11 protein-coding genes and 1 pseudogene are annotated in these 16,795 nt (G+C 65.1%); 4 read left to right on the forward strand and 8 right to left on the reverse strand.

Features of this window, described 5'->3' with window-relative positions:
* Positions 1-134: 134 nt before the first annotated feature.
* Positions 135-1,142, reverse strand: coding sequence for a KpsF/GutQ family sugar-phosphate isomerase (locus tag AX729_RS23035; RefSeq protein WP_061026583.1), 1,008 nt, complete (start codon positions 1,140-1,142; stop codon positions 135-137).
* Positions 1,143-1,333: 191 nt separating this feature from the next.
* On the opposite strand from AX729_RS23035, the gene AX729_RS23040 reads away from it, so the two are divergent.
* Positions 1,334-3,079, forward strand: coding sequence for an outer membrane beta-barrel protein (locus AX729_RS23040; protein ID WP_061026584.1), 1,746 nt, complete (start codon positions 1,334-1,336; stop codon positions 3,077-3,079).
* Here AX729_RS23040 and AX729_RS39885 read toward each other — a convergent pair.
* The 3 genes from AX729_RS39885 to AX729_RS23055 form a co-directional block, all read right to left on the reverse strand.
* Positions 2,982-3,803 (reverse strand): hypothetical protein, encoded by an 822-nt coding sequence (locus tag AX729_RS39885; protein ID WP_156457158.1) that lies wholly within the window; start codon positions 3,801-3,803, stop codon positions 2,982-2,984. The genes AX729_RS23040 and AX729_RS39885 overlap by 98 nt on opposite strands.
* Before the next feature lie 26 nt (positions 3,804-3,829).
* Positions 3,830-4,579: a hypothetical protein gene (locus tag AX729_RS23050; protein WP_061026586.1), complete on the reverse strand. Its 750-nt coding sequence runs from the start codon at positions 4,577-4,579 to the stop codon at positions 3,830-3,832.
* 85 nt (positions 4,580-4,664) lie between these two features.
* Positions 4,665-5,387: a hypothetical protein gene (locus tag AX729_RS23055; protein WP_061026587.1), complete on the reverse strand. Its 723-nt coding sequence runs from the start codon at positions 5,385-5,387 to the stop codon at positions 4,665-4,667.
* A gap of 161 nt (positions 5,388-5,548) precedes the next feature.
* On the opposite strand from AX729_RS23055, the gene AX729_RS23060 reads away from it, so the two are divergent.
* Positions 5,549-6,355: a hypothetical protein gene (locus AX729_RS23060; protein WP_156457159.1), complete on the forward strand. Its 807-nt coding sequence runs from the start codon at positions 5,549-5,551 to the stop codon at positions 6,353-6,355.
* A gap of 101 nt (positions 6,356-6,456) precedes the next feature.
* Here AX729_RS23060 and AX729_RS23065 read toward each other — a convergent pair whose 3' ends face one another.
* The gene (locus tag AX729_RS23065; protein WP_061026589.1) at positions 6,457-7,908 is read right to left on the reverse strand and encodes a glutamate synthase subunit beta; all 1,452 of its coding nucleotides are present in this window, start codon (positions 7,906-7,908) and stop codon (positions 6,457-6,459) included.
* A 163-nt stretch (positions 7,909-8,071) separates the two neighbouring features.
* Positions 8,072-12,805, reverse strand: coding sequence for a glutamate synthase large subunit (gltB, locus tag AX729_RS23070; RefSeq protein ID WP_061026590.1), 4,734 nt, complete (start codon positions 12,803-12,805; stop codon positions 8,072-8,074).
* A 492-nt stretch (positions 12,806-13,297) separates the two neighbouring features.
* Here gltB and AX729_RS23075 point away from each other — a divergent pair.
* Positions 13,298-13,997: pseudogene (locus AX729_RS23075) on the forward strand (hypothetical protein).
* Between the two features lie 152 nt (positions 13,998-14,149).
* On the opposite strand, the gene AX729_RS23080 reads toward AX729_RS23075, so the two are convergent.
* Together AX729_RS23080 and AX729_RS23085 are read right to left on the reverse strand one after the other, a co-directional pair.
* Complete coding sequence (locus AX729_RS23080; protein ID WP_061026591.1) at positions 14,150-14,920, reverse strand: alpha/beta fold hydrolase; 771 nt, start codon at positions 14,918-14,920, stop codon at positions 14,150-14,152.
* Between the two features lie 151 nt (positions 14,921-15,071).
* Positions 15,072-15,536 carry an Hsp20 family protein gene (locus tag AX729_RS23085; RefSeq protein WP_035997846.1) on the reverse strand — a complete coding sequence of 155 codons (465 nt, stop codon included), beginning with the start codon at positions 15,534-15,536 and terminating at the stop codon, positions 15,072-15,074.
* Positions 15,537-15,742: 206 nt separating this feature from the next.
* Between AX729_RS23085 and AX729_RS23090 the strand changes: the two genes are divergently transcribed.
* Positions 15,743-16,690: an alpha/beta fold hydrolase gene (locus AX729_RS23090; RefSeq protein WP_061026592.1), complete on the forward strand. Its 948-nt coding sequence runs from the start codon at positions 15,743-15,745 to the stop codon at positions 16,688-16,690.
* Positions 16,691-16,795: the final 105 nt, after the last annotated feature.

Below are 16,795 nucleotides of genomic sequence, written 5' to 3' on the forward strand. Positions count from 1 at the left end.
CCTTGCCGTCATTCCGGGGCACGCGGAGCGTGAGCCCGGAATCCATCGTGCAGCGCCCTCGGAGATGAATGGATTCCGGGCTCGCGCCAAGTGGCGCGCCCCGGAATGACACGGCGCCCGTACAGACCGCGCGCCTACGCCACGCCCGCGCGCAGCAGATCGTGCAGATGCACGATGCCGACCACCTTGCCCGCCTCCGTCACCAGCAGCGTCGTGATCTTGCGGGTGTTCAGCACCTCGATCATTTCGGTCGCGAGCATCGAGGGCGGCACGGACTTGGGCTGCTTCGTCATGATCTCATCGACCGTCACGGTCAGCAGGTCGGGCCGCATATGGCGGCGCAGATCGCCATCGGTGATGATGCCGACGGCCTCGCCCGCATCGTTGACGATGCAGACGCAGCCGAGCCCCTTGGCCGACATCTCGACCACCGCCTCCGACATCTTGGTGCCTTCAGGCTTGAGCGGAATCTCCGCGCCCGTACGCATGTAGTCGCGGACGAATTTCAGCATCGCGCCCAGCTTGCCGCCGGGGTGGAAATGCGCGAACTCCAGCGCGGTGAAGCCGCGGCCTTCGAGCAGCGCGATCGCGAGGGCGTCGCCGATCGCGGCCTGCATCAGAGTCGAGGTGGTCGGCGCCAGATTGTGCGGGCAGGCTTCGCGCGCCTTCGGCAGCTCGATCACGAGGTCGGCGGCCTGGCCGAGCGAGGAGGCCGCGTTCGACGTCACCGCGATCATGGGGATCGCGAACCGCGCCGAATAGTTCACGAGGTTCTTCATCTCCGGCTGCTCGCCGGACCAGGACAGCGCCAGGATGACGTCGTCGGCCGTAATCATGCCGAGATCGCCATGGCCGGCTTCGGCGGCGTGGACGAAGAAGGCGGGGGTGCCGGTCGAGGCCAGCGTCGCTGCGATCTTGCGCCCCATGTGGCCGGACTTGCCGAGGCCGGTGACGATGACGCGGCCCTTGGCCTGCCGGATCAGTTCGACCGCCCTCGCGAAGGTCTCGCCCAGCGGGCCGCGCAGGGCGGCTGCGAGCGCATTGATGCCGCCGCTCTCCGTCTCCAGCGTGCGGAGCGCGGATTCGACGCTATCGGGAGTGGGGCCGGATGCTGCGGTCATCAGCGGTTTCGAACTCGGCATGTTCTGGTCCAGGGAGGGGAGGCGTTCGCCCGTTGGCGCCTGCTTAGCACGCCCAAACCGGTGAGGCGACGAGCGCCCCAACACCCTCAACCGGTCATTAACCATAATTGTTTTAACTCCATTAACGATGGTTCCCGCCCCTCGGTTGGAGGCCGTCATGAAGTGTTTGATTTCGTTGGAGTTACTCAATCGTGGGGTCGTCTCCAGGCAGGGGCCGGAGCAAGCGCGGGCGTTTCCTGCGCGCCGCTTTGCCGTGCCTGGCGCTGACGGCCCTCGGAAGCGGCCCCGTGGCCGCCCAGAGCCTCACGCCCGACCTGTTCAATCCCAACCGCGGCGGCTTTGCCTCGCCCGACACGCTGCCGACGCGCCGCACGGCGGGCGTGCCGCAGGCGCCATCGGATTCATTGCCGGCGCTGCCCGATCCCAATGCCGATCCGCGCAAGGCCCGCGAGAGGCCGGCGACCTCGCGCATCGGTCAGGTCCCGACCTACGGCCTGCCCGCCGCCACCGGCGCGAGCAGCTCCGGCTACGATTCGCTCAACCGCAAGCGGCAGCAGCCAAAGCTCTATCCCGGCCAGCCGAAGCCCAAGCGCGCGGCCGGCCCCGGCTCACCGGTGCCGCCCGCACCACCGCCGGCCACTACGCTCGGCCTGCCGCGGATCGCGCCGCCGCCATCCGCGTCAGCGAACAAGGCTCCAGTGCCTGCGGCGATGGCGGGCACCGTGCCCGGCCAGCCGCTGCGTCGCCGCCTGAGGGCCGATGACGATCCTTTCGGAGCCGTCGGCGACTATGCCGGCAGCTTCCTGATCAAGGGCGGGCTCGAGCTCTCCGCGGGCTATGACACCAATCCGACGCGCCTCAACAGGCCTGTCGGTTCGCCAGCCTATGTGATCGCGCCCGACCTCCTGGTGGTGTCCGATTGGGAGCGCCATGCGCTGGTCGCCGATCTGCGCGGCTCGTTCTCGGGCTACACCAACGACATGCCGGCGACGATCAACGGCTTCGCCTCGCCGTCGCCGGTCGAGGCCAATCGTCCCAATTTCGTCGGCCATGTGGACGGCCGGCTGGACGTCACCCGCGATTTCAAGCTGACCTCGCAGCTTCGCCTGCGGCTCGCCACCGACAATCCCGGCAGCCCGAACGTGCAGGCCGGCCTGCAGAAATACCCTGTCTACGCCACCTACGGCACGACGGTCGGCTTCGACCAGACCTTCAACCGATTCCAGGTGGCCGCCGGCGCCACTGTCGATCGCACGGCGTATACCGATTCAAAACTCACCGATGGTTCGACGTTTCCCAACACCGACCGCGACTTCAACCAGTATGGCGGCATCGGCCGCTTCTCCTATGATCTCAAGCCGGGCCTGAAGCCGTTCGTCGAGATCCAGGGCGACACCCGCGTCCACGACCAGGCCGCCGACCGCAACGGCTATTTCCGCGATTCAAACGGCGGCTACGCCAAGGTCGGTTCGTCCTTCGAATTCTCGCGCATCCTCATCGGCGAGATCTCGGTCGGATATTCCGCGCGCAACTATACCGACCCGCGCCTCAGCCAGCTTGCGGGCTTCCTCACCACGGGCTCCCTGATCTGGAACGCCAGCGGCCTCACCACGGTGAAATTCTTCACCGACACGCAGATCAACGAGACCACGATCCCCGGGTCCTCCGGCGTCCTGGTGCGCACCTACGCCGCCGAAGTCGACCACGACTTCCGGCGCTGGCTCACGGCGGTCGGCAAGTTCACCTACGGCACCTACGACTACCAGGGCCAGAATCGCAACGACAAGACCTACTCGCTCGAAGGGAACCTGATCTACAAGCTCAACCGCAACATCTGGATCAAGGGCACGCTGCGCCACGACATCCTGGACTCGAACCAGGCCGGGTCGAGTTCGCAGGGGACGGTGATGCTGGTCGGGGTAAGGCTGCAGAACTAGGGGAGGACCCATAGTTCCTCACGCGAACCAGATCGGCGCCAAACACCAGATTGTCTCCGCTGATGGTGTAGCTTTCTCCCTTCAGAGCGCCAAAGCCCAGAGACGAGTTGATCTTGTTGGCTACCGACCATTTGGCCATCACGCTGGCATTATCCTTGAACAGGACGTCCACGTGCACGTTGCCAACGATGATGCCGCGTATCTTCTGGATGCCTGGACGCTTCATGATGGCGTCGACGCAAGCCTTCACGTGGCGCGGCACGGGAGCATGGCCACGGATCGAGTAGGTTCGCGGAGAGTCGATCCGGATCGTGACGCGTCGAATGAACTCGATCTCGTTCTCCTCGAGATTGAGGTCGGCCTTGGCCTTGTGCAAATGCAGCACGCGACGCAGTGAGAGATCGAAATTGTAGGTGACGCGAGTCGGAGATCTGTCTCGCCAGCTCACGTCGGATAGCGGATAGCCCGGCGGACAATAGATCGGGTCCGCCTGCCAGAGCGCGGCTTCCCTGTAGGACGCCGGCCTGAGCTCGACCGCCGACATGAGGGTACCGGGAACGAACTCGTAGTTGCGATCGCTGAGGCTCACCGAAGTGGCAGGCAAGACCTGCTGATAGCCCGGAAACCGGTCCTTGAGCACGCTGCCAAGGGTCGGTGGCCGCGCGCAAGCCCCAACCGCCACCACCAGAACGGCGGCAACGGCCCGAAGTGCGAATAAGCTCATGCGCATGAATCAGCCGCCGACTGGATCTATCGCAGTGGTGCGGGCATGGCCGTGACGGCGAAGATCTGATTGCTCTCGGTAAGCACCATCGCCGGCTTTTCGGGCGTGCCAACCTGCACGGGCGTGACGTTGAAGCCGAGATTCGCCTTCACCCTGGACGCGATGTTGAACTGAAGTGTCGCGCTGACCCCGGCGACGAAGTAGATTTTCACCGTGACATCACCTGCGATGGCTGACGTGAGCACTCTGCTGAAGGACGGGCACCGGGTCAGCGCGTCGTTGGACCAGTTCACCAGGATGTCAAACGGCGCCGTGTATTTCACCGCGTTCTTGATATCGACCGTAACGTCCTTGATGTACTTCGCATCGATGGCGGAGAGCTTAAAGATGGTGTCCTCGGGCCTTGCTCCGGACACGGTGAATTCGCCCGTGACGGTGATCTCTGTCTTGTAGCGCCAGTCTTGTATGCGCAAGGTTTTGCGCGGGGTGGGCATGACGGCCTGGTTTGGGTTGCAGTAGAGGCCCAGGTCGCCGTGCGAATAGGTCCCGCCCTGCGTCCTGCCCTTTTCCCTCGTCGCCCTCCAGACGCTGCCGAGGTAGCCGCTCTGGAAGTGAAGCGGATCGTTGCTGGGCGCTTCGATAAAGGGCGCAAACACGCTGTAGCCCGGATAGGTCTGACTGACGATGTCGGCAAAGCGCTCGAGCCCGAAGTCGCGAGCATGTGCGGTGGACACCGCCGTGCACAAGGCGACGGCGGGCAGCAAATATCTCAACATGATGCCCCCAAAAAATATCAAGTAAGAGTTGAAAGCTAGACCAGACGTTTCCCGCCGACAACCTAGAATATATGGGTTGTCCAGCCTATCGTCCCTGTTCGGTAGCGATGCCGACCCATCGATCCGGGAGTTTTGCGGAATAGACGAATTCATCTCCCGTGGCCTTCTGGAAGGCTACCGGGCTGTTCGGCGACAGCGTCCTTGCCGCGCTGTCGAGCTGTCGAGGCGACAGCGGACGGCGCGAGGCGATCGTGACGTCCACGGTGGCAACCAGCGACCGGCTGACGACGGATCGATTGCCGGACGTGGCAGCGCACTCCGCATCGGCGCCGCTCCGGGCAGAGAACTCGCTCAAGCGATCGAACGGGATGCTGAACAGCCGAGGCTGAGAAAGCTCCAGGCTATAACCTTTGAGGGAGCCCAGGGTCTCCTGGTCGAAGCCGAACAGCAGCATCGCCTCGCGGTTGTCCGATCCCGGCTCGGGTGAATGCGGCGATTGCGATTGGCGGTAGGCGAAAGTTTTTTGCCCGCTGCCATAGTCGATTCCGGAGACGGGACAAATGGTTGCGCCGGACAGGCGTAGTATCCTGCCCTTGTCCGCGAAGCTGTTGACGTCGATCCTGGTGACCACCGCGCCGGGGAATAGCGCCCGGGAGGATGTCGGGTCGAAGCGCTCCAGCGGCACGACGAGGTCCACGCCGAAGCGCCGTAGCGTACTCGCGAAGGTCCCCGCCGACACCGCGAATGTAGCACCCTCACCCATGACGGCGATGCAAATCGCGCAGACCACCAGAAGAGTACGCCGCATTCTGTGCTTTCGTCGTCGGTCATTGTTGCCCGGAAGACGGCTTGAACGTCCGCCGCAAGCATTCTCGGATTTGCGGGGCACTAAACGAAGGGCACGGCGTGGAGGTGCTTGCCCCGGAACGCGTTGTATGAATTGATCAATCTTGGCGTGTATGCGACTAATTGAACGCTGGCAAAAGCCTCGGCCGATGCGGCGAGCCTAGAGTTTCAGGAGACATTGCACAAGCAGTTGCTGAATTGGGGGCGTTTATGGATAGGTTTGTACTTTCTTGTCTTGCGTTGTTGTTCACGGTGCCGGCTCACGCGCAGAGCCTGCTCGACAAGGCTCCGATTGACGTTGCGGTCGGCACGGCCGTGAGCGTCACGCGAATTGGAAACGCGCTTGCGGTTTCGGGCAAGGCTGAGCTGGCCATGAAGCAGGCGAACCGTACGTTCGAGGCGCTGCTACCTGCGGCCAGCAGCCAGCTTCCGTGCCGCGGCGGCAACAAGGTCAAGGCCGTGACGTTGTCCAACCTCTCGCTTGGTCAGACGAACTGGGGCGCGGGGATCTCTTCGCTGCCGATCTCGGTCGATGCGCATGTCGAACTCTGCAGCGCCCTGCTGAACAATCTGTATATGCGTGTCACCGTTCCCATAGTGGTCGCCGGGCAGGGCAAGCCCGGATCGCAGTCGCAGTACGTGACCGCCGGGGAACCGGTGATCGCTCCGACGGGATTTGTATCCGCAGGCGTGGATCACTTCGCCCACGATCGCATTGTCGACATGACGAAGAGGAAGATCGATCCACTGGTCGCGCAGATGAATGCCGCCATCGGCCGCTTCGTGAAACGCGCCGGCGTGCTGGCTGGCACGCGCGCCACGATTGAATCGATCGCGCTGGAGAGCGACGGCAGCGCGCTCAGCGTGCGCGTCGCATTTTCAGGTCAGGTATCCACCAAGACCGCCAGCGGGTGGCTTGGCGGCATCTGATCGCGCATCGATCCGGACATCTCATCCGGGATCGCGGGGAACGATATGGTGTGCTCGGGCGAGGTCCGAACCTGCGGATATGAATCCTGCCGCGGAAAAACTTACCGCGGCAGGTCCGTCTTCCCCATCAGGAACGTGTCGATCGAGCGTGCGCACAGCCGGCCCTCGCGGATCGCCCAGACCACCAGCGATTGGCCGCGGCGCATGTCGCCGGCGGTGAACACGTTCGGGCGCGAGGTCTGGTAGTCGAGCGTGTTGGCCTTGACGTTGCCGCGCGGGTCGAGGTCGACCGCGAGCAGCCTGAGCAGGCCTTCGTGCACGGGATGGACGAAGCCCATCGCGAGCAGGACGAGGTCGGCATCGAGCTCGAACTCGGTGCCGGCAATCGGCTTGAACTTGTCGTCGACGCGCACGCAGTGCAGCTTCTTGACCTTGCCGTTCTCGCCCGAGAACTTCTGCGTCAGCACGGCGTATTCACGGATCGCGCCTTCGGCCTGGCTGGACGAGGTGCGCATCTTGAGCGGCCAATTCGGCCAGGTCAGGCCCTTGTTCTCGCGCTCGGGCGGGGCGGGCATGATCTCGAGCTGGGTCACCGAGAGCGCGCCCTGGCGCAGCGAGGTGCCGATGCAGTCGGAGCCGGTGTCGCCGCCGCCGATGACGACGACATGCTTGCCGCCGGCCAGGATCTCCTGGACGCCGCCGAGCGGCTCCTCGGAGACGCGGCGGTTCTGCTGCGGCAGGAAGTCCATGGCGTAGTGGATGCCGGCGAGATCGCGGCCGGGGATCGGCAGGTCGCGCGGGGCTTCGGCGCCGCCGGTCAGCGCCACCGCGTCGTACTCATTGAGCATCTCGCGGGGATCGACGTTGCCGTCTGCGCCGACATGGCTGTTGTAGTGGAAGGTGACGCCTTCGGCTTCCATCTGCGCCACACGGCGGTCGATGACGCCCTTCTCCATCTTGAAGTCGGGGATGCCGTAGCGCAGCAGGCCGCCGGCCTTGGCGTACTTCTCGTAGACGTGGACGTCGTGGCCGGCGCGCGCCAGCTGCTGCGCGCAGGCCATGCCGGCCGGGCCGGAGCCGATCACCGCGACCTTCTTGCCGGTCTTCACGGCCGCCACTTCCGGCTTCAGCCAGCCATTGTCCCAGGCGCGGTCGACGATCGCGCATTCGATGGTCTTGATGGTGACGGGGTTGTCGTCGATGTTGAGCGTGCAGGACGCCTCGCATGGCGCCGGGCAGATGCGCCCGGTGAACTCCGGGAAATTGTTGGTCGAGTGCAGGTTGCGCGAGGCCTCTTCCCAATTGCCCTGATAGACGAGGTCGTTCCAGTCCGGGATCTGGTTGTTGACCGGGCAGCCGGGCGTGCCGGGCGCCACCGAGCCGGTGCCGTGGCAATAGGGAATGCCGCAGTTCATGCAGCGCGCGGCCTGGTCGCGCACCTCCTTCTCGGACAGGGGTACGACGAATTCCTTGTAATGCTTCACGCGCTCGGCGACCGGGGTGTACTTGCGGTCGTGCCGTTCGATTTCCAGAAATCCCGTGATCTTGCCCATTAAACCCGAAGTCCCTGCCGCTTAAATTCGTCTTCTCTCTAGCCAGACCCTCATCCTGAGGAGCGGCGCACTTTGCGCCGCGTCTCGAAGGATGAAAGGCCCCGCTGGTGACCTCATGGTTCGAGACGCGCTACGCGCTCCTCACCATGAGGGCTTATTTTTCTTACGCCCCGATCGCGATTTTCGGCTCGGCGTCCGCATTGGCGGCCAGTTCGCGCAGCGCGCGCCGGTACTCGACCGGCATCACCTTGCGGAATTTGGGCAGCCATTCCTTCCAATTGGCGAGGATATCGGCGGCACGCTTGGAGCCGGTCGCCTTGGCATGGCGCGTGATCAGGACGTGCAGCCGCTCGACGTCGGAGGCGAGCAGGTTCTTGAACACGTCGACCCGGCCGTGCGCCTCGAGGTCACCGGAGGCGTGATAGGTTTCGGCGTTGATCATCTCTTCCGACAGCACCGGTTCGAGCTCGACCATCGCCATGTTGCAGAGCCGGTCGAAATCGCCGGTCTCGTCCAGCACATAGGCGATGCCGCCGGACATGCCGGCCGCGAAGTTGCGCCCGGTCTTGCCGAGCACGACCACGATGCCGCCGGTCATGTATTCGCAGCAATGGTCGCCCGCGCCTTCGACCACCGCGACCGCGCCCGAGTTACGCACGGCAAAACGCTCGCCGGCGATGCCGCGGAAGTAGCACTCGCCCTCGATCGCACCGTACATCACGGTGTTGCCGACGATGATGCTCTCTTCCGGCACGATCGCGGAGTTCTTCGGCGGCTTGACGATGATCTTGCCGCCCGAGAGGCCCTTGCCGACATAGTCGTTGCCTTCGCCCTCGAGCTCGAAGGTGACGCCGTGGGCGAGCCATGCGCCGAAGGCCTGTCCGGCGGTGCCCTTGAGGCTGACATGGATGGTGTCGTGCGGCAGGCCGGCATGACCGTAGATCTTGGCGACCGCGCCCGACAGCATCGCACCCGCCGAACGGTTGGTGCTGTTGATCGTGGCCTCGATCTTGACCGGCGCGCCGCGGTCGAGCGCGGGCTGCGCCCGCTCGATCAGCGTGCGGTCGAGCACCGCCTCCAGATGATGGTTCTGGCGCTCGGAGTGATAGATCTTCTGGCCCTTCTCTTCCTTCTGCCTGACGAACAGCTTCGAGAAGTCGAGGCCCTTGGCCTTCCAGTGCGCGACGAGCTTGGTCTGGTCGAGCAGCTGCACCTGGCCGACCATCTCGTTGAAGGTGCGGAAGCCGAGGCTCGCCATGATCTCCCGGACTTCCTCGGCGACGAAGAAGAAGTAGTTGATCACGTGCTCGGGCTGGCCGGTGAAGCGCTTGCGCAGGACGGGGTCCTGGGTCGCGACGCCGACGGGGCAAGTGTTGAGGTGGCACTTGCGCATCATGATGCAGCCGGCCGCGATCAAAGGCGCGGTGGCGAAGCCGAACTCGTCGGCGCCCAGCAGCGCGCCGATCACGACGTCACGTCCGGTGCGGAAGCCGCCGTCGACCTGAACCACGATGCGGCTGCGCAGCCGCTCGCGCACCAAGGTCTGGTGGGTTTCGGCGAGGCCGATCTCCCAGGGCGAGCCGGCATGCTTGATCGAGGTCAGCGGCGAAGCGCCGGTGCCGCCTTCGAAGCCCGCGATGGTGACATGGTCGGCTCGCGCCTTGGCGACGCCCGCGGCCACGGTGCCGACGCCGATCTCGGAGACGAGCTTGACCGAGACGTCGCCCGTCGGGTTGACGTTCTTGAGGTCGTAGATCAGCTGCGCCAGATCCTCGATCGAGTAGATGTCGTGGTGCGGCGGCGGCGAGATCAGGCCGACGCCCGGCGTCGAGTGCCGGACCCTTGCGATGGTCGCGTCGACCTTGTGGCCGGGCAGCTGGCCGCCTTCGCCGGGCTTGGCGCCCTGCGCCATCTTGATCTGCATCATGTCGGAGTTGACGAGATACTCCGTGGTGACGCCGAAGCGGCCGGAGGCGACCTGCTTGATCGCCGAGCGCATGGAATCGCCGTTCGGCATCGGCTTGAAGCGGTCGGCTTCCTCACCGCCTTCGCCGGTGTTCGACTTGCCGCCGATCCGGTTCATCGCGATCGCGAGCGTGGTGTGCGCCTCGCGCGAGATCGAGCCGAAGCTCATCGCGCCGGTGGCGAAACGCTTGACGATGTCCTTGGCCGGCTCGACCTGGTCGAGCGGCACCGGCTTGCGCTTCTCTTCCTCCGCGTTCTTGATCCGGAACAGGCCGCGCAGCGTCAGAAGCCGCTCGGACTGCTCGTTGAGGATTTTTGCGAAGGCGCGGTAGCGCTCCTGCGAATTGCCGCGCGCGGCGTGCTGGAGCAGCGACACCGATTCGGCGGTCCAGGCATGGTCCTCGCCGCGGCTGCGATAGGCATATTCGCCGCCGACATCGAGTGCGCTCTTGTAGACCAGAGCCTCGCCGAACGCGTCGGCATGGCGGCGCACGGCTTCTTCGGCGATCTCGGCGAGACCGACGCCTTCGACGCGGGTGTGCGTGCCGGCAAAGAACTTCGCGACGAAATCCGCCTTGAGGCCGACTGCGTCGAAGATCTGCGCGCCGCAATAGGACTGGTAGGTCGAGATGCCCATCTTGGACATCACCTTGAGCAGGCCCTTGCCGATCGACTTGATGTAGCGCTTGACGATCTCATAGTCGTCGAGCGAGCCGGGCAGGCGGTCCTTCATCGCGATGATGGTCTCGAACGCGAGATAGGGATTGATCGCTTCGGCGCCGTAGCCCGCGAGGCAGGCGAAGTGGTGCACCTCGCGCGGCTCGCCGGATTCGACGACGAGGCCGACCGATGTGCGCAGGCCGGTGCGGATCAAATGGTGATGCACCGCGGCGCAGGCCAGCAGCGAGGGGATCGGCACGCGGTCGGTGCCGACCATGCGGTCGGACAGGATGATGATGTTGACGCCCTCGCGCACCGCGCTTTCCGCCCGCGCGCAGAGCTCGTCCAGCACCTGGTCCATGCCGGCCGCGCCGAGGCCGGCGTGGAAGGTGGTGTCGAGCGTACGCGACTTGAAGTGCGATTCCGCCACTTCGGAGATCGAGCGGATCTTTTCCAGATCAGCGTCGGTCAGGATCGGCTGGCGCACTTCGAGGCGCTTGGTCGTGGCCATGCCCTGCAAGTCGAACAGGTTCGGCCGCGGCCCGATGATCGAGACGAGGCTCATCACCAGCTCCTCGCGGATCGGGTCGATCGGCGGGTTGGTGACCTGCGCGAAGTTCTGCTTGAAGTAGGTGAACAGCGGCTTGGCCTTGTCCGACAGCGCCGAGATCGGCGTGTCGTTGCCCATCGAGCCCGCGGCTTCCTCGCCGGTGGCCGCCATCGGTGTCATCAGGATGGTGATGTCTTCCTGGCTGTAGCCGAACGCCTGCTGGCGATCGAGCAGGGAGAGGTTCGAGCGCACGCCGGTGGTCGCAACCTTCGGCAGCTCCTCCAGCACGATCTGGGTCCGCTCCAGCCACTCCTTGTAGGGATGGCTCCTGGCGAGCTCGGCCTTGATCTCGTCGTCCGGGATCAGGCGGCCCTGCTCGAGGTCGACCAGCAGCATCTTGCCGGGCTGCAAGCGCCACTTGGTGATGATCTGGTCCTCGGGGATCGTCAGCACGCCCATCTCGGACGCCATCACGATGCGGTCGTCCTTGGTCACGAGATAGCGCGCCGGCCGCAGGCCGTTGCGGTCGAGCGTGGCGCCGATCTGGCGGCCGTCGGTGAAGGCGATCGCGGCGGGGCCGTCCCACGGCTCCATCAGCGCGGCGTGATATTCGTAGAAGGCGCGGCGCTTCTCATCCATCAAGGGATTGCCGGCCCAGGCCTCCGGAATCATCATCATGACGGCGTGCGGCAGCGAGTAGCCGCCCTGCACCAGAAACTCAAGCGCGTTGTCGAAGCAGGCGGTGTCCGACTGGCCTTCATAGGAGATCGGCCAGAGCCGGTTGATGTCCTTGCCGTAGAGCTCGGAGCTGACCGAGGCCTGCCGCGCCGCCATCCAGTTGACGTTGCCGCGCAGCGTGTTGATCTCGCCGTTATGCGCGATCATGCGGTAGGGATGCGCCAGCGACCAGGCCGGGAAGGTGTTGGTCGAGAAGCGCTGGTGAACGAGCGCCAGCGCGCTCTCGAAATCCTTCTCGTGCAGATCGGGATAGTACTTGCCGAGCTGGTCGGCCAGGAACATGCCCTTGTAGATCACGGTGCGGCAGGACATCGAGCACGGGTAATAGCCGGCAAGACCACGGTCGCGGCGCTGGTAGATCGCCTGCGAGATCGACTTGCGCAGGATGTAGAGCCGGCGCTCGAACTCGTCCTCCGACTTGGCGGTGCCGTTGCGGCCAATGAACACCTGCATGCAGGCGGGCTCGGTCGGCTTCACGGTGACGCCGAGCGAGGAATTGTCGGTCGGCACGTCGCGCCAGCCGAGCAGGGTCAGGCCCTCCTCCTTGATCTGGTCGGCGATGATGCTTTTGATGACGTTCCGCCAGGCGGTGTCGCGCGGCATGAACAGCGCGCCAATGGCGTATTCGCCCGGGTTGGGGAGCGCAAAGCCGAGCTCCTTGGCCTTGCGGCTGAAGAATGCGTGCGGGATTTGCACCAGGATGCCGGCGCCGTCGCCGGCGCGCGGGTCGGCACCGACGGCGCCGCGATGCTCGAGATTGCAGAGGATGCTCAGCGCGTCCGAGACGATCTCGTGCGACTTCTTGCCCTTGATGTTGGCGATGAAGCCGACGCCGCAGCTGTCCTTCTCCAGGCTCGGATCGTACAGACCCTCGGCCTTGGGGCGCGAATTGTGCTCCTGAATCGGATCGGTCGTTTTCGAGGCGACCGTCGCCGACAGCTCTTCTGCCACGATGTTTGCGCGCTCGAATTGCGACCCGTTCATTGTTCCGTCCTCTCCATGCGGCAAGCTGCCTCACCGCTATCTTCGGCGCACCTTGGGCGTTCCGCGGCACCCGCCTCTGGGTCACCGCTCGTCCGCCAGCGAGCCGCATTTTCTTAAATTCAAGCCCAGGCCGTTCTTCGTCCCCGAGAACGGCTTTGCCTGTTGCCTTCCCGGCGCTCGAGAGCACCGGTTCTCGCTGCAATCCCTGTGCCGGAACCGCAAGCAAAATTGAGACAGCTTTCCTGTCCTAACCATCACCTTGCCAAATTTTTGTCTAGCACACAAGCGCGCGGAAGTCCCGATTCCCGATATGTCAATCAATCGCTTTCCAAATGTTGCGCGGCCCCGGTTTTGAAGCAAACGCGCCCCGATCCGGCCCCGCGCGCGCCGAAATCCCCAATGAAGCTTCGGATCAACCCTTCGGAAGGCGCGCCACGCCGCGAGAAGCGAAAGATGGCGGCCATCGGGGGGCCTGACAGGAGCGTCTCGACCATGAAGTTTTTCACAGGATGCGTGGCCGCCGCCGCGCTGGCGCTGGCCGCAAGCGTGGGCCATGCGCAGGTTCCCGCGAGCGGTATCGCGAGCGGGGCCGTGATCGCGGTGTCGGATTTCGACGGGCCCTATGCGCCGCTGGAGGTTGCGCCGCCCCCGCCGCGGTACGGCTACGGCTATGGCTACGAGGAGCGTGGCCCGGCCCCGGCGCTTTTGCCGGCCACCGAGGTCTATGCGGTGCTGCGCGAAAACGGCTTCTCGCCGCTCGGCATCCCGCGCCTGCGCGGCAGTGTCTACACCATCGCGGTGATCGATCATCGCGGCGACGATGGCCGGCTGGTGATCGATGCCCGTGACGGACGCATCATCCGCTTCATGCCGGCCGCCGACGCCTATGGCATGGCGCCCGGCTATGACGAGCGCACGGTCGCGCCTTACGGCCCGCAAAGCGCGCTGCCGCCGCCGCGCCGTGCCGCTGCCCAAGGCCGCCCCGCGTCGCGCCGAGACGCCGGTCGCTGCGGCGAAGCCGGCCGAGCCCGTGGCGCAGCAGGTCCAATCACCGCAGGCCCAGCCTCCGCAGCAAGCGGCCGCCGTGCAAGCCAGGCCCGCCGACGCAGCGGCGCCAACCGTCGGCCAGGCCAAGCCCGCCCCGACCATCCTGCCGACGCAGGAGATGCCGGCCGCGCAGGGGCTGGACTAGCGCCGGGAGTCCGGCGCAACCGCGCCAGCCCAACTCACGCTGTCGTCCCTGCGAAAGCATGCGTTCGCAGGGACGACAGTTGGGCGAGAGTTGAGGAATCAAAAGGCGCTTGTGATGCTCAATGGCGCATTTTGCATCACAGCGATCACTGCTCAGCTCCGCGGATACCCCGCCGCTTCCAGAATCAGATTCGCCACCTCCTTCGGATGCGACACCAGCGAGAGGTGGCCGGCATCGAGCTCGATCGTGGTTGCGTTCATGCGCTTGGCGAGGAAGCGCTCGAAATCGGGGTTGATGGTGTAGTCGTTCTTCGACACCGCATACCAGCTCGGCTTGCTGTGCCATGCTGCTTCCGTGGTCCGGCCGGCGAAGATCGAAGCCGCGGTCGGCCATTGCACCGCGTAGAGCTCCTTGGCCTGCTCGGGCTTCACGCCGTTGGCGAAATACTTCAGGAAAGCCTCTTCCGAGAGTTTCGTGTAGCCGTCGCGCTCGACGATGCCGGCACGCGCAGGCCCGCTCGGAAACTGCTTCGACAGCGCCACGAAGTCCTCGTTCGCGTCGGGGGCGCGCGCGGCGATGTAGACGAGGCCGGTGACCTTCGGGTCGGTGCCGACCTGGCTGATCACGGTGCCGCCCCAGGAATGCGCGACCAGCACGGTCGGCCCGTCCTGCTCGGCCAGCGCACGCTTGGTCGCCTCGACGGAGTCCGCAAGCGACGACAGCGGATTCTGCACGGCCGTCACGTGCAGGCCCGCGGCCTGGAGGATCGGGATCACCTCGGACCAGCTCGAGCCGTCGGCCCAGGCGCCGTGCACCAGGACGACGTTCTTGGCCTTCACCGTCTGAGCTGTCTGCGCATGTGCGAGGCCGAGGGGAGCCGCCAAAAGGCTCGCGGCGACGAAGAGGCTGCGCCAGAGTGACATGATCTTTCTCCATCTTGTTTGGGTTCGATGCCCAAAGGACGGAGGCAGCGGCGGCGGCGTTACGTGTCTTCACCGTACCGTGATGCAATGCACAACGAAAAAGCGCCCCGGGGCACCGGGGCGCTCTCGCAACTTGGACGTCGCTTGCTGCTTAGGCGGCTTGCGCGGCCGAGTTCTCGATCACCTGCGCCTTGGCGCCGGCGTTGATCGCGATCTGGCGCGGCTTCTTGGCCTCGGGAATTTCGCGTACGAGGTCGACGTGAAGCAGCCCGTTCTCGAGCGAAGCATCCTTGACCTGCACGAAGTCGGCAAGCTGGAAGGCGCGCTCGAAGGCACGCGCGGCGATGCCGCGGTAGAGCACTTCGGACTTCGAGTTCTCGTTGGCGACTTTCTCGCCCTTGATCGTCAGCGTGTTTTCCTTCGCGACGATGGAGAGCTCATCCTTGGCGAAGCCCGAGACCGCAACGGTGATGCGGTAGGCGTTCTCGCCGGTGCGCTCGATGTTGTAGGGGGGATAGCCGGGGCTGCCGTCCGAACTGGCCTGGTCGAGCAGGTTGAAGAGGCGGTCGAAGCCGACGGTGGAACGATAGAAGGGGGTGAGATCGTAGCTACGCATGGTCAAGTCCTCCATTGAGCGACTGTTAGGTAACCCGCCCGCCAATCGGGCCGGGCTTTCGTCTGTGTGCAGCCTGATGTTCCGGTTCCGAAACACTGGTAGCGGCCTGCACGGAAATGATATGGGTGGAACGAGACGGCGTTCAAGAGGGCGGCATTTGCGCCTTTTCGGCGCTTTAGCCCCTTGCTTTGCAGTACTTCCCGCCTATGACGCTGGTCTCGATCCCGTCCAATCCTGTCCCCGAAAACGTCGTCAGCGGCACCATCAGGACCCCCGATGGCGCCGAGTTGCGCTTTGCGCGGTGGGCGCCGCCGGCGGGCCGCAAGGGCACCGTCTGCGTCTTCACCGGGCGCAGCGAGCAGATCGAGAAATATTTCGAGACCGTGCGCGACCTGCGCGACCGCGGCTTTGCGGTGGCGATGATCGACTGGCGCGGGCAGGGCCATTCCTCGCGCCGCCTGCGCGATCCGCGCAAGGGCTATGTGCGCAATTTCTCCGATTTCGAGATCGACGTCGAGACCTTCGTGCAGCAGGTGGTGCTGCCGGATTGCCCGCCGCCGTTCTTCGCGCTCGCTCACTCCATGGGCGGCACGGTGATGCTGCGGGTGGCGCATGCCGGCAAGCGCTGGTTCGACCGCATGGTGCTGTCGGCGCCGATGATCGACCTGCCGGGACGCACCACCTCGTTGCCGGTGCGTGCGCTGCTCAAGACGATGCGCCTGCTCGGGCAGGGCGGCCGCTACGTGCCCGGCGGCAGCGACCGCCTCACCGGGCTCGATCCCTTCATCAACAATCCCCTGACCAGCGATCCCGTGCGCTATGCGCGCAATGCCGCGATCCTGGAGGAGGATCCGACGCTCGGACTGGCGTCACCGACGGTCGCCTGGGCCGATACCGCCTTCCGCGCGATGCACACATTCAAGCGCGTGGACTATCCTTCCCAGATCCGCCAGCCGATCCTGATGCTGGCGGCCTCCAACGACACCGTGGTCTCGACCGCGGCGATCGAGGAGTTCGCCTATCACTTGCGCGCCGGCTCCCATCTCGTGATCGCCGGCGCCAAGCATGAGATCCTGCAGGAGCAGGACCGCTACCGCTCCCAGTTCTGGGCCGCCTTCGACGCCTTCGTCCCGGGCACGCCGCTGTTCAAGTGAGATGAGAGGTGGACTCGCGAAGGGGCCTCGCTCTCCGTCATTGCGAGGAGCTCTTGCGACGAAGCAATCCAGACTGACTCCGCGGAGAGATCCTGGATTGCTTCG

It is taken from the genome of Bradyrhizobium sp. CCH5-F6 (assembly GCF_001556045.1).
Classification (GTDB): domain Bacteria; phylum Pseudomonadota; class Alphaproteobacteria; order Rhizobiales; family Xanthobacteraceae; genus Bradyrhizobium.

Coding starts and splice junctions, on each gene's coding strand:
- AX729_RS23035 (WP_061026583.1), bottom strand. CDS start 1,142: ATGCCGAGTTCGAAACCGCTGATGACCGCAGCATCCGGCCCCACTCCC.
- AX729_RS39885 (WP_156457158.1), bottom strand. CDS start 3,803: ATGAGCTTATTCGCACTTCGGGCCGTTGCCGCCGTTCTGGTGGTGGCG.
- AX729_RS23050 (WP_061026586.1), bottom strand. CDS start 4,579: ATGTTGAGATATTTGCTGCCCGCCGTCGCCTTGTGCACGGCGGTGTCC.
- AX729_RS23055 (WP_061026587.1), bottom strand. CDS start 5,387: ATGCGGCGTACTCTTCTGGTGGTCTGCGCGATTTGCATCGCCGTCATG.
- AX729_RS23065 (WP_061026589.1), bottom strand. CDS start 7,908: ATGGGCAAGATCACGGGATTTCTGGAAATCGAACGGCACGACCGCAAG.
- gltB (WP_061026590.1), bottom strand. CDS start 12,805: ATGAACGGGTCGCAATTCGAGCGCGCAAACATCGTGGCAGAAGAGCTG.
- AX729_RS23080 (WP_061026591.1), bottom strand. CDS start 14,920: ATGTCACTCTGGCGCAGCCTCTTCGTCGCCGCGAGCCTTTTGGCGGCT.
- AX729_RS23085 (WP_035997846.1), bottom strand. CDS start 15,536: ATGCGTAGCTACGATCTCACCCCCTTCTATCGTTCCACCGTCGGCTTC.
- AX729_RS23090 (WP_061026592.1), top strand. CDS start 15,743: ATGACGCTGGTCTCGATCCCGTCCAATCCTGTCCCCGAAAACGTCGTC.